This window comes from Streptomyces cinereoruber, from assembly GCF_009299385.1.
In the GTDB taxonomy this organism is placed as follows: Bacteria; Actinomycetota; Actinomycetes; order Streptomycetales; family Streptomycetaceae; genus Streptomyces; species Streptomyces bikiniensis.
Window position 1 is genome coordinate 348662 of record NZ_CP023693.1, and the last position, 12082, is coordinate 360743.

The following is a 12082-nucleotide window of genomic DNA, read 5'->3' on the forward strand; positions in this document are numbered from 1 at the left end:
GACAGCGGAAAAGGGAGCGCTGGAAAGGTGTGAACCGCACGGCACTCGCCTCCTTCCATTCGTCTCGGGGCGTGGAGCCACACGTTAAGCGATCTGCCGCGGGCCCGTCCACGGATTTCCTCGTGCCCCGGCCGGCGGCCGACGGGGTTGGGCGTTCCCGTGGCGGTCGGGTGCGAGCGCCACGCCCTGCACCGGATTTCCCCGGGCCGTGCACGGCCCGGGGAAATCCGCCGGCGTTCGTCGGCGTGCGTCGGGACGCATCGCAGCGGCGGTGTCCGCTGCGGCGGCCGGCGCCCCGGTGAGCAGTCGGTCGAGCAGCCCCACGAGGTCGGGGCCGGAGCCGCTGAGGGACCCGTGGCGAACGCCGGTGGCGATCGAGGCGAGCACCGACGGCCGGCACGGCAGCAGCGCGTCGTTCGCGAGGAGGCGGGCGCGGTACTCGCCCAGCCCGATCGTCCGACGGGTGACGGCGGGACGTCCGGCGACGTCGACGGCGGTGCCCGGGTCGCCGACCAGGTCATAGGTCTTGACGGCGTGCGCGGTCGGACGGCGGGCGACGACGACCGCGGCTGCGGCCAGGTCCGCCCGGGCCGCCGCAGAGAGGGCACCACCGCCCATGCCCGCCAGGCCCACGACGCGCAGCATCCCGACAACGAGATCCGCTGACCGTCGGCGTCCACGACGTCCCGTCCCGCAACACACCGGCCTTGAGGCGCGGGACGACGTCCTGGCCGGCGGCGGACGCGAACGGCCGGATCGTCCCACGGCCTGGCCACCTCCTCCGTGCCCCGCCGGGGCGGGGAACTCCCACTCGGCGAACCAAGGCCGGGGGCCGGCAGCTGCGTCTCCGGGGGACGGTGAGGTCGGTCTCGACCTCGATCCTCGTCCGCCGGCACCAGCCCGTGCTCGACGAGTGGCGAGCGCGAAGCGGACTGCTGCACGTCCTCCTCGCGGCTTCCGCGCATCGAAGCAGACTTCTGGGGTATGCGGCCTTCGGCCTTGTGGAGTCCGGAAGTCGTCGAGAACGGGGATGCCGTGGAGCGGATCGTGGATGGTGCAGACCGACGAGCGGGTCGGGAGGCGGCCCTGTCGGTGTCCGGGGTCTTCCAGGGCAGCCTGGACATCGCAGCCGCCCGCGACCTCGCCCGCCGCTTCCTCGCCGACGTCCAGGCCGTCCACGGCCTACCGGTCCGCGAGTCCACGACGGACATCGTCCAGCTCGTGGTCAGCGAGCTGATGACCAACGCCGACAAGTACGCCCCCGGCGCCAGCCTGCTCGCCCTCGACGCCGCCAGCGGGGCGATCGAGGTCAGCGTCTGGGACAGCAACCCCACCCCACCGGCGATCCTCCCGCCCGACCCCGCCCGCATCGGCCAGCACGGCCTGGAGATCGTCATCAGACTCGCCCGGGGCTTCACCGTCCACCGCACGCCCCTCGGCAAAAGGATCACCGCCACCATCGCCCTGACCGACGACCCCATGGTCAGTGGTGTGTAGGAGCCTTCAGGGCGACCACCTGCGAACCCACAGGCCCACGCACTTGCACACCCGGCGGGGCAGGCCGACCACGTCGATCCGGGCAGGCCCCATCGGCACACGCCCGGGCCGCCGGACGCCCGGGCGGCCGAAGCCGCCGGGCCCGAAGCCCGTGAGGAGGAACGGACTGCGGCCGGAAGGGTTCCGACCGGTCGGCCTACGGTTCGTCCGAGCTCATCAGCCTGCGGCGGCCGAGCCGTTCGCCGGGTTCCGTACGGGTGCCGAGGGCCCGTGGAAGTGGATTCGAGGTCGTCGGCCCACCGGCGTGGTCGCCCCGCACGAGCATGCCGGCCGGCCGGAGAAGTGCACGGGCATCAAGGGGCTGTGCGCGGCTCGGCCCGTCTCACCCGTACGTCCGGTACGAGTGTCGGTGGGACCTGTTCGAGGCTGCGGTCGAGCGCCGGGGGTGAGGGGCAGGAGCCCTGCGGTGAGCGGCTCGCCGGACGCCACGAGTGCTGCGCGGCCGGGTCGTCATCTGCTCGCCGTGGCGGGGGCGGCGCATGGGGGCTCGGCCGAACGGGAATCACGACTGGGTGAGAAGCAGGGGGTACGGCAACGTCTGGCGCCGCGAGCGGCTGCCTCGCTGGTTACGGGGGCTGCTCGTCCTCGCGGCCGGATGGGTGGTCCTGCTGTGCGGTCAGCAGGTCGCCGAAGGCTACGAAGCGACCATGGAGTACCGCGACGCACCGGTCTGCCGGAGCGGGAGCGGGGACGAGGGGGAACCGTGCGTGCGGCGCGAGGCGGGCACGGTGCTCGACCGGCGGACGGGTGAGCGCTGTACGTCCGACGGCACGAGCGGCGGCACGACGGGGGGCGTCACCACCGGAGGCATCACCGCCGGAGGCGGTATGAACACCGCCGGTGGCACCATGGGCGGCGTGACGGCCGGCGGGGTGACCACCGCGGGCGGTGGAGGCGGCGGTACGACCTGTACGAGGTACTACGACCTGAAGGTGCGGTGGCCGGGGGGCACGGCCTGGCTGGACGTGGGGTCGGAGACGTACGACGACGCCGGGAAGGACGACCGCGCCGAAGTCCGGCTGTGGAAGGGGGAGGTCGTGGAGCTGAGGGTTCGCGGCCACGTCGACTCCTATGCGCCCTCCTCGCAGCAGTCGGTTCTCCCGTGGCTCGCGCTGGGCTGCCTGAGCCTGGTGGGCGGCGCGTGGGCATCGCTGAGCGGGCGGCTCTCGGGCCTCTTCTCCTTCACCGGCTTCGGCTTGCTGTTCGTGGCCTTCGGAGTCGGCTGGCTCGGCACCATGGCATTGTTCGGCGGCCATCCCGCGATCTGGGTGTTCGCCGTCATGTGGACGGGCTTCGCGGTCTTCTGGACCGTGAGCGCCTGGCGGGACGGGTAGCAGCCGCTCGAACGTCGGGAACCCGGACGGCCGACGGATCGTCCTAGGGGACGTGCTTCGCGCTCTCGTCCCTGGAAGCTGCCCGCATGCGGTGCCGCGCGTGGACAACGACGCCACCCGTGCGGCTTCTGACCAGGTACCGGCGCAGCGCAGCGGACGGTCCAGTGGCGCCTTCACGGCTGGGACGGGCAGGGTGGCGGAGCGGCGACCGCGACCGGGAGACACGCCTCGCCCGGTGCGGAGGCGCCGGGGCGCCGGCAACCGGAACCACTTCTGCGATCATGACCACCACATCGGGGGAATCGACATGGAGACGATCATCGTGCAACCGCCCGACCCGTCACGACCGGGCGGAGACGGCCCGGCCGGAAACGGGTTGCTGCGCATGGGGCCGGGCGACGTGGCCGACTTCGGGCGCGGGGTGCCCGGCGACAAGGAGGTCTCCATCGTCCTGCCTGATCCCGGGATCTCCCGGCGTGCAGGACGCCTGGAGGCGGCCGAGGACTACTGGCGGCTGTCGAACTTCAGCCGCGGCACCGCGTACGCGGTCGAGAACCTGGAGGGTGCCGGCGAGTACATCAGCGTCGCGCCCGGACGGCTCGGAGCACCGGTCCCCTTCGAGTTCTCCCGAGTCGTCCTGCCCGCGCTGTCCGGGACCGTCGCCTTCAAGGTGTTCGCCCCGCAGCACGCCTATCTGGACGGACGGTCCTCGCCCGGCGCGGGGGATTCGACCGTGCACCCCTACGCGCTCGATGCGACGGCGAAGTACTTCCTGGTGCTGGTGGCCCTGTGCGAGCCGCGGCTGCGCGACCCGTCGGACGGCGCGCTGCCGAGCGCCGGGGACGTCGCGGAGAGGCTCCGCCCGCTGGAGAGCTGTCGTGGCCTGACCCGCTCCGCGGTGAACTACCACATCGACTACCTGGCCTTCGCCAAGCTGCGTCTGGACGTCGGCGACCGGTCCGGAGCGGACGGCAGCGCCCGCACGGGCGCCAAACGTGTCCGGCTCGTCTCGCTCGCCCTGCGTTTCGGCCTGGTGCGCGAGGAGCACCTCGCCCTGCTGCCGTCCCGCAGGCGGCCCGTGCTGCAGACGAGCGGTGCGTGAGCACGTCAGGCGTCGAGGAGGGCGCCCTCGGAATGCCGCGCCTGCCGACGGGTTTCCGGATCGACGGCTGGGAGCTGGGTGCCGTCATCGGGTCGGGCGGCTGGGGGACCGTGTACGAGGCCCACGCGGTCGCGGACGGCACGATCGCGGCGGTGAAGGTGCTGCCGACCGGTGCCCTGGCGCCCGGTCAGCGTGCCGCACTCGGTGAGCTGGTCGCGCGCGAGGCGCGGTTCAGTGCCGAGGCGGACCATCCGCACCTCGTGCGGACGCATGCCGTGTGCACGGTGGACGCGCCGGACCTGCCCGCGCTGGACGGGGCGATCGCGCTCGTCATGGATCGTGCCGAGGCCAGTCTGCGGCAGAGACTGGACACAGCCGGAACGGGCGGACCGATCCCGGACGCCGTGCGGATCCTGTGCGGCGTCGCCGCCGGGCTCGCCCACATGCACGGCGCCGGCTGGGTGCACGGCGACCTCAAACCCGCCAACGTACTGCTGGGCGCGGACGGGGCGGTCTGGCTAGCCGACTTCGGCCTGGCCACCGAACTCGAGGGCACCCACGCCTATCTGCCACCGCTCGGCACGCTCGACCACGTGCCGCCCGAATGGTGGTCCCAGCGCACCGGAGCCGGCGGGACGGTGGTACGGCCGACCGCCGACATCTGGGCCTTCGGCGTCCTCGCCCACCAGGTGCTCACCGGCGGCCTGCACCCGTTCCCCGGTGCCACCGCGCGTGCCCGCTCGTTCGCCGCCCAGGCCTACGCCCGCGGCACCACGCCGCTGCGCCTGGACGCCGGACTCGACGAGAACTGGCGCCTGCTCATCGGGGACTGTCTGACACCCGACCACGCGGGCCGCCTGCGCCACACCGCCGCGAGCCTCTCCGCCCGGATCGAGCTGCTGGGAAGGCCGCGTGGCCGACACCGGCTGCCGCCGGTCGCCGCCGTGGCGCTCGCCGCGGTGTCGGCCGCCGTCGCCGGGGCCGCGCTGCTCGGGGGCGGTGGACGTGGGGACGACGACGATGCGCGTGGCACGCCTGCCGTCGTCACCGAGGCGCGCGGCCCGGCCGCCGGGGAGCTCGCGGAGGGTTCCGACGTCCCCGAAGCACTGCGCCCGGTCATCGTGAAGGCCGCCCACCGCTGCACCGACGCGGAGGTCACGGCCGCCTTCCTCGCCGCCATGCTCAAGGCGGAGAGCAACTTCGACGTGAACGCGGCCCGCCCGGCGAGCGAGGAGTACGGCATCGCCATGTGGACGCCGTCGGTGTTCCGGGCCTGGGCGGTCGACGGCGACGGCGACGGCGACAAGGACTACAGGTCGCCACCGGACGCGATCTCCACGATGTCGCTGTACGTCTGCTGGCTCAACCAGCAGTTCAAGAAGGCCGGCATGCCCACCGAGAACCTTCCCGCACTCATGGCGGCCGGCTACCGCACGAGCGACCGCACGGTCATCACGGAGGGCGGCGTCCCCGAACGGGTGCGGCCCCACGTCGAGGAAGTGCTCCGCCACCTGGCCGCCTACGAGCGGTGAGGTGGCGGAACCGTCGCCCGACGCCGTTCAGCAGTCCCTGACGTCCGGCATCTTGTTGTCGGGCGAATCGACGTAGATGTTGGAGATCCAGCCGTTGTACTGCGGTAGGTACGCCCACCACTCGTTGGTGTACGGCGGTACGCTGACCCGCTCCCCCCTTGCCTGGCAGCCCACCAGCACCTCGACGCCCGCGGGGAGCTGGGTGATCGGCGAGGCGCCCGTGCCGGGGGTGGGACGGACGTTCACGTGGTCGCTCCACGTGCCGTACCACCATCCCGCGGGCCGCGCGGCTCCGGGGACGTTCAGCGAGCGGGTCAACCGGCCGATGTCCGTGTACGCCTTCCCGTACGACGTGCCGACGGGATGCAGCGTGAAGACGGCCACGATGGAGCGGTCACCGGCGCCGACGGTGCCCGTGCTGTGCAGCGCGGGTCGGGTCAGGTCCACGCCCGCGGCAGCGGCGGGTGGCGGACTCGCGGTGCCCGTCGCGGCGGCGACGCGCGGCGGGCCGCAGGTGCCCTTCTCGTACGAGGATCCCGCCCAGCCCTGCTTCACCGCCCAGGGTTTCTCGAACGCCCCGGCGATGCCGAAGTGCTGGTCGAACCTGTCCGAAGCGCAGCGGGTGGACTGGCGCAGGTTCCCCATCACGAAGTCGCGCACGGGGGCGGGTGCCGAGTCCAGGAGGTAACGGTAGATCGTCACCGTGTCGCGGGCGGAGAGCGCGGTGTAGCCCCAGTACCCCTCGTAGCCGGTGGGCGGTGGTGCCGTGTCCGCGAGGCCGAGGCGGCTCACCATACGGGTGATGATCGTCGTGCCGCCGTTGCCCGACCAGTAGGTGTTGGCCGCGTCGTCGTTGCTGCTGCGCAGCATCGGCTCCAGCCATGCCCGGGCGGTCGGGGGGACGGTGTAGTCGGGGCCCCGGTTCCACAGGTAGTCGAGCGCCAGCAGCAGCTTGACGACCGAGGCGGAGCGGAAGCCCGTGCTCGGGTTCAGCTGCTCGGTGAAGGTGTTGGTCCGCCGGTCGAAGACGGCGACCCCGGCGCTGACGCCGGCGGGCACGTCGACGGTTGCGGCACGGGACTGCACGGGCTGCCCGGCCGGGGTGCCCGCGACGGCGGGGCCGGCCGCGCCGCCGATCAGCAACAGTCCGACGACGGCGAGAAGACGGAGCTTCACGAGTAGCGCTCCCTTGGGTCGATCGGGTCGAGGAGGGGACGTGGTGTGGCTCGGCCGCGGTTTTCGTCGCCCGGCCCCTCCGGAACGTCGCATCACACGTCATCGCCCGTTCCTGATCCTCGACAGGCGTTGATGTGGGACGGCCGTCGCTCCGCAGCCGTCTGCGAAGGCGTCCGACCCGGGCAGCACGATCGTCATGCCCGGGTCGACGTGTCCTCAGCAGATGTCGAGGCGGTCGAAGCCGTACGTCGCCTGGTCCGGGAAGTTGTAGATCTTCCCGTCCGCGTAGGCGGTGTACGTGGGTGTGGACGGACCCCAGAAGCGGACCTGGGCTCCACCGGTCTGGTTGTTGCGAACGGAGAGCGCGTCGATGAAGTTCGAGAGCGATCGCGTATCGCACTTGAACAGGTGGAAGATGCTGTGCTTGCCGTCGCCCTGGCCGATCGCCACGCAGGCGATCCCGGACGCCAGGGAGCACATGAGCAGCTCACTGTCCCGCTGGGCGCCCGACACGTCCCGCTTCACCCACTCGCCCGAGAACAGCGGGTAGATCCCCGGTGTCCATCCGGCCGTTCCGGACGCCACGTTCGGTGCCGCCTGTGCCGGTGCCTGCGCCGCCAGCGGCACAAGAACCGCGGCGGTCATCGTCACGGCCATCGCGACCGCCCGCTTCTTGAGCGTCCTCAATCCCATTTGCTCTCCTCTGTAGTCGCAACCGGTGCAGCCGTTCCGGCGACGAGACGTCGTCGCCCGTGCTGCTGCTGTCACCCGACCGGAGCGCTCATGTCTCCTGCCCCGAATGCCGCGGCGCCGAGAACTCCCCCGAGCCGGCGTCTCGAAGCGTAGGCCGCACCAGGGACGTCGCGACCCTGACAGCTGTCAGGGTCGCGGCACGGCCGCCGGCGCGGTACGGGTGCGACCGCTCGCCTGCCGGCCTGTGCTCCGAGGACGCCCGATCCAGGTGGTCGGCGTTCCGACAGGTTCTTGGGGCTGGAAGCCTCGACGGTCGCTGTCTGTCGCGATCCGTGCCCGGCCACCGCCGGGGAATCCACCGGAAACGGCCGGCGGACGGACGGGATGGCCCGGGTTGCCCGGGACCACCGCCGCCGGGGCCTCACCGGTCCGGGTGGCGGGTGGTGGATCGGCAGGCAGCCGAGGGCGCCGGCCAACGAGGCGTGTTCCCGTTCGACCGCCCGCCGCTCGGGCGACCGGGTCGTGGCGCAGGATCAGCAGCCTCCCGCCCGCGCACGGCGTCTTCTCCCTCGAGTGCGCTTCGCAGCGTTCGGCGCGGCAGTGGCAGGTGGCGTCGGGCCGGACGACGGCGGCCTTGGCGTGGGCGGCGGCGTGCCGGGCGGCGAAGGCGCGCAAGGCGGTCAGGTCGCGGGAGCGGGCGGGCATCCTGCACGGCGAAGTGCAGGTGACGCTCGCGGTGCGGTCGCTGTGACCGGTCAGCCGGACGGTCCAGACCCGCCCGGGCACACGCGCGGTCGGAGGTTCGAGAGGGGTGGTCGTCGCGCGAGAGGGGCCGTTCGGCAGAGGGGTGGCTCGTGGGCCGGGTTCACTGTGCGCTCTGTGCGGGCCGCCCGGGACACCGGTTTCCTTTCCCCGAGTCCGCTTCGCAAGCAGGATGGCGCTCCGGCGCCCCGGCGATCCGGCGGCGAGGGGCCGGTCCTGCGGCCTTCGCCCCGAAGAATCCTGGACTGTCCCTGCTTGCTCGGCTCGGCCGTGCCGGGTCCTCGCGCGCGTCGCCGCGGCACGCGACGGCGCCCTCGGCGATCCGGACCACCGGCAAGAGGGTGACGGGGCCCTCGTCGGCGCGCAGCAGCCCCCGCAGTGCCCGGGCACGGGTCCACTCGTACGCGGCGGCCCGGATTGCGGTGCTGGTCCTCATCCGACTGTGGACGCTCGGACATCTTTCTGAGACCGGAGGATATTCAGCGGCTCGTTCGATCTTCCTAACGTGGAGGCAGACGAGGGGCGCTCGCCCCGAGACCACCACTGCGAAAGGGAGTTCACCATGCGTGCCGTCATCCAGAAGTCCTTCGGCGGCCCCGAGGTCCTGGAGCTCGCCGAGAGGGACAAGCCCGCCCCGCTCGGCGGCGAGGTCCTCGTCCGCGTGCACGCGAGCGGCGTCAACCCGATCGACGTGGCGGTGCGCTCCGGTGCCTACCCGCTGCTCGGCGAGCCTCCGTTCGGTGTGGGCTGGGACATCTCCGGTGTCGTCGAGGAGGCCGGGCCCGGTGCCCGTTTCAAGCCCGGGGACGAGGTCTTCGGCATGCCGTTCTTCCCGCGAGCCGCCACGGGCTACGCCGACTACGTGGCGGTGCCCTCGCGCCAGGTGGCGCGCAAGCCCGCGACGCTCGACCACGTGCACGCCGCCGCCGTGCCGCTCGCCGCCCTCACCGCCTGGCAGGGCCTGGTCGACGCCGCCCGGATCGCCGAAGGGCAGCGGGTGTTGATCCACCGGGCGGCCGGTGGCGTCGGCCACTTCGCGGTGCAGATCGCCAAGGCGCACGGCGCCCGCGTCACAGCCCTGGCGAGCGCCGCCAACCACGACCTCGTCCGCGAACTCGGGGCGGACGAGGTCATCGACCACCGCACCACCGACTACACCGAAGCGGTCAAGGACATCGACGTCGTCTTCGACTCCAGCTCCGAGGGCGAGCGCGCCCTGGGCGTCCTGAAGCCCGGCGGCACCCTGGTCAGCATCATGGAGCACTGGAACACCGAGCTCGCCGCCCGCATCGAGGACGAGGGACGCCACTTCGCCGGGATCTCGGTCGAACCGGACTACGCCTCCCTGGAGGCGATCGCGGTCCTGATCGACGCGGGCCGCATCCGCCCGCACGTCTCCGCGTCGCTCCCGCTCGAACAGGCGGCGAAGGCTCACGAACTGGTCGGTTCGGGCCGCACCCGCGGCAAGGTCGTCCTGACCGTGGCCTGAGCAGGGCGGGTTAGAGTGCGAAGGAAGACCGGGAGATCTGCGGAGAGACGAGTTGGACATCCTCACCGAGGTGCTGGCCTCGATGCGCACCGGCCGGCCGGTCTCCGTACGGACCACCGGACGTGTGCCCTTCGGGCTGAGGCTGCCGCCCGTGGCCGGGGCGGGATTCCACGTGGTGCTGTCGGGCACCTGCTGGCTCGTCCCGCTGGAAGACACCGCGTCGCAGCCGCCCCTTCCGCTCGGACCGGGTGACGTGGTCTTCCTGCGGGACGGGCGCGGTCACATCCTGGCCGACCACCCCGACACCCCGGCCGAGGTCGAGCGGGAGTCGCAGTTCAGTCCCGGCTCCCCGCTCGGCACGGTCACCGTCGGCGGCGACGGCGCGCCCACCAACCTGCTCTGCGGGAACTACCACCTCGACCAGGCCCGCCCCCACCCCCTCGTACGACAGCTGCCGGAGATCATCCATCTGCCCGCGAACCCTGCCCGGCATCCCGAACTCGCCTCCGCCGTCCTGCTGCTGCGCGCGGAGCTGGAGCGGCCGCGGCCGGGCTCGGCCGGCATCGTGCCCGCGCTGATCGACTCGCTGCTCCTGTACATCCTGCGCGCCTGGCTGGAACAGGGTCCGGCCGCGCAGGCCGGGGGCTGGGCGGCCGCGCTCGGGGACACGGGGGTCGCGCCGGCCCTGGCGGCGATCCACGCGAAGCCGGACGCCCAGTGGACCGTGGAGTCGCTGGCCGCCCGCGCGGGCCTGTCCCGCGCGGCCTTCGCCCGCCGGTTCAACGACCTGGTCGGCGAGCCGCCCATGGCGTACCTGACCCGCTGGCGCATGACGACCGCCGCACGGCTCCTCCGGGAGTCCGAGGCCCCGCTGTCCACGGTCGCCGCGCGCACCGGTTACGGTTCCGAGTACGCCTTCGCCAAGGCCTTCAAGCGCGAGTACGGGCAGGCCCCGGGCGGCTACCGGCGTGAGGCGCGCGCGGCCTGACCCGCGGTCACGATCGCCCGCACCCGTCCCGCCTGCCTCGCACCGGTCCGCGGGCGGCATGCCCGGGAAGTCCGCCGACCCGCTCACGGACGCCCACTTCCCGACGTCGTCGAGCGCCCCACGGCAGACGCGGGTGAGGTTGCGGACCGCCTCGGCACCGAGCGGAAGCCGGAGCGGCGCGTCGGGAGCGTCGAGCACGTCGCGGATCACTCGGGCGGCGCGGGTCGGGTCGCCCTCCTGGACGCCGTCGGCCTCGGCCATGTTCGCGCGCACGGCGCCGACGACCTCGTCGTAGACCGGGCTCTGCCGCACCGTGTGGAGCACGTCGACCCGCCCGAACACCTCCAGCGCCCGCTGCACGACCGCGGCCGCTCCCCCGGTGTCGCGCACATCGTGCTCGACGGCGAGGAGCCGGCCCCGTACCGCGCATCGAGCCCGTCGAACCGGTCGGCCCGTCGCGCGGTGCCGGTCACGTGTTCGCCGGCCGCGAGTGCCGCCTCGGCGAGTGCCGGGCCGAGGCCCGAACTCGCGTCCGTGACGATCCATGTCTTCGTCTCGTTCGTCGTGGTCACGTCCCCGACGCCAGGGCTTCGAGTCCGCTCGAAGGCAAGTCGCGCTCAGGCTCGGGAAGCGTTGGGCGATGCGGCCCGCCTCTTCCGCCTCCGTTTCGGCGGGGGAGGCGTCAGGTCTGTTCGGTGTCCGCCCGGCGGACACCGGGCAGGTGCACGACGAGGAGTGCGAAGGCGGCCAGCGCGACGTTGCGGGCTGCGGCGTCCAGGCCGTTCCAGTCGGACGACTGCCACATGGCGAACCACTCGCCACCGATCGCGAGAAACCCCGCCCCGAAGAGCAGCAGCACCATCACCAGGCCCACCGTGCTCGCCGCGCGGGCACGGTCGTACGCGTCGCGGCGCAACCCCTCGATCCAGAACCAGGTGGCGGCGAGGAGGACCACTGCGGCCAGCGTCTCCCAGACGATGACGGCGACATAGGCGGCGTTCTGCAGACCGGGCGACTCGACCGCCCGCCACATCAGGTCGGGGTCTTCGAACGTGGTGTCCATGCTCAGGACGTGCTGGACGAACTGCTGGTTGGTCCCGAAGTCCGTGATGTTCCCGAAGGCGACCAGGGTCATGTGGAGCGCGACGGTCGCCGTGAGCGCGGCTGCGGCGACGGACGGCGCGCCCAGCCGGAGAAGCCGGCCCCGCCGGCCGACCGGGGCCGCTCCCGGGGGAGGAGCACCGGAGCCGGTGTCGTTCTGCCGGTGAGACCGTGTCATGGATGTGCCCTCCTTCGTCGTCCCGCGGACGTTCGAGCCGCGGGTCCTGGCATTACTCCCCCGCCCGCACGGCTCCCAGCCGCTTCGCCACGCGGCGATTTCCCCGCGTGCCGAGGGCCGACGGCATGGGCACGCGCCTCCGTCCCGTCGTGGCGCCGGGCGATGCCGCG

10 protein-coding genes are annotated in these 12082 nt (G+C 72.8%); 6 read left to right on the forward strand and 4 right to left on the reverse strand.

Annotated elements, in window-relative coordinates:
- Positions 1-84 precede the first annotated feature (84 nt).
- Entirely contained in the window at positions 85-645 is a 561-nt protein-coding gene (locus CP977_RS01620; RefSeq protein ID WP_183953290.1) for a hypothetical protein, read from the reverse strand.
- A 402-nt stretch (positions 646-1047) separates the two neighbouring features.
- Here CP977_RS01620 and CP977_RS01625 point away from each other — a divergent pair, with 402 nt between their 5' ends.
- The 4 genes from CP977_RS01625 (at position 1048) to CP977_RS01640 (ending at position 5525) form a co-directional block, all read left to right on the forward strand.
- Positions 1048-1497, forward strand: a complete 450-nt coding sequence (locus CP977_RS01625; protein ID WP_229991513.1) for an ATP-binding protein — start codon at positions 1048-1050, stop codon at positions 1495-1497.
- Between the two features lie 572 nt (positions 1498-2069).
- Positions 2070-2891 (forward strand): hypothetical protein, encoded by an 822-nt coding sequence (locus CP977_RS34665; RefSeq protein WP_229991512.1) that lies wholly within the window; start codon positions 2070-2072, stop codon positions 2889-2891.
- Positions 2892-3198: 307 nt separating this feature from the next.
- Complete coding sequence (locus CP977_RS01635; RefSeq protein WP_152369474.1) at positions 3199-3993, forward strand: serine/threonine protein kinase; 795 nt, start codon at positions 3199-3201, stop codon at positions 3991-3993.
- Positions 3990-5525, forward strand: coding sequence for a serine/threonine-protein kinase (locus tag CP977_RS01640; protein ID WP_109186222.1), 1536 nt, complete (start codon positions 3990-3992; stop codon positions 5523-5525). Before CP977_RS01635 ends, CP977_RS01640 begins: the two co-directional genes overlap by 4 nt.
- Before the next feature lie 27 nt (positions 5526-5552).
- Here CP977_RS01640 and CP977_RS01645 read toward each other — a convergent pair whose 3' ends face one another.
- On the reverse strand, positions 5553-6701 hold the full coding sequence (locus tag CP977_RS01645) for a hypothetical protein (protein ID WP_062760917.1): 1149 nt from the start codon (positions 6699-6701) through the stop codon (positions 5553-5555).
- A gap of 216 nt (positions 6702-6917) precedes the next feature.
- Positions 6918-7394 carry a hypothetical protein gene (locus CP977_RS01650; protein ID WP_152369475.1) on the reverse strand — a complete coding sequence of 159 codons (477 nt, stop codon included), beginning with the start codon at positions 7392-7394 and terminating at the stop codon, positions 6918-6920.
- Positions 7395-8718: 1324 nt separating this feature from the next.
- Here CP977_RS01650 and CP977_RS01660 point away from each other — a divergent pair.
- Both CP977_RS01660 and CP977_RS01665 read left to right on the forward strand, forming a co-directional pair.
- On the forward strand, positions 8719-9645 hold the full coding sequence (locus tag CP977_RS01660; RefSeq protein ID WP_062760921.1) for an NADP-dependent oxidoreductase: 927 nt from the start codon (positions 8719-8721) through the stop codon (positions 9643-9645).
- Positions 9646-9697: 52 nt separating this feature from the next.
- Complete coding sequence (locus CP977_RS01665) at positions 9698-10633, forward strand: AraC family transcriptional regulator (protein WP_152369476.1); 936 nt, start codon at positions 9698-9700, stop codon at positions 10631-10633.
- Positions 10634-11315: 682 nt separating this feature from the next.
- Here CP977_RS01665 and CP977_RS01675 read toward each other — a convergent pair.
- Positions 11316-11912 (reverse strand): DUF2165 domain-containing protein, encoded by a 597-nt coding sequence (locus tag CP977_RS01675; RefSeq protein ID WP_152369477.1) that lies wholly within the window; start codon positions 11910-11912, stop codon positions 11316-11318.
- Positions 11913-12082 lie beyond the last annotated feature (170 nt).

What these genes read in the sequence shown, in the direction of transcription:
- CP977_RS01620 (WP_183953290.1), bottom strand. Translation starts at nt 645, where the DNA reads ATGCTGCGCGTCGTGGGCCTGGCGGGCATGGGCGGTGGTGCCCTCTCT.
- CP977_RS01635 (WP_152369474.1), top strand. Translation starts at nt 3,199, where the DNA reads ATGGAGACGATCATCGTGCAACCGCCCGACCCGTCACGACCGGGCGGA.
- CP977_RS01650 (WP_152369475.1), bottom strand. Translation starts at nt 7,394, where the DNA reads ATGGGATTGAGGACGCTCAAGAAGCGGGCGGTCGCGATGGCCGTGACG.
- CP977_RS01660 (WP_062760921.1), top strand. Translation starts at nt 8,719, where the DNA reads ATGCGTGCCGTCATCCAGAAGTCCTTCGGCGGCCCCGAGGTCCTGGAG.
- CP977_RS01675 (WP_152369477.1), bottom strand. Translation starts at nt 11,912, where the DNA reads ATGACACGGTCTCACCGGCAGAACGACACCGGCTCCGGTGCTCCTCCC.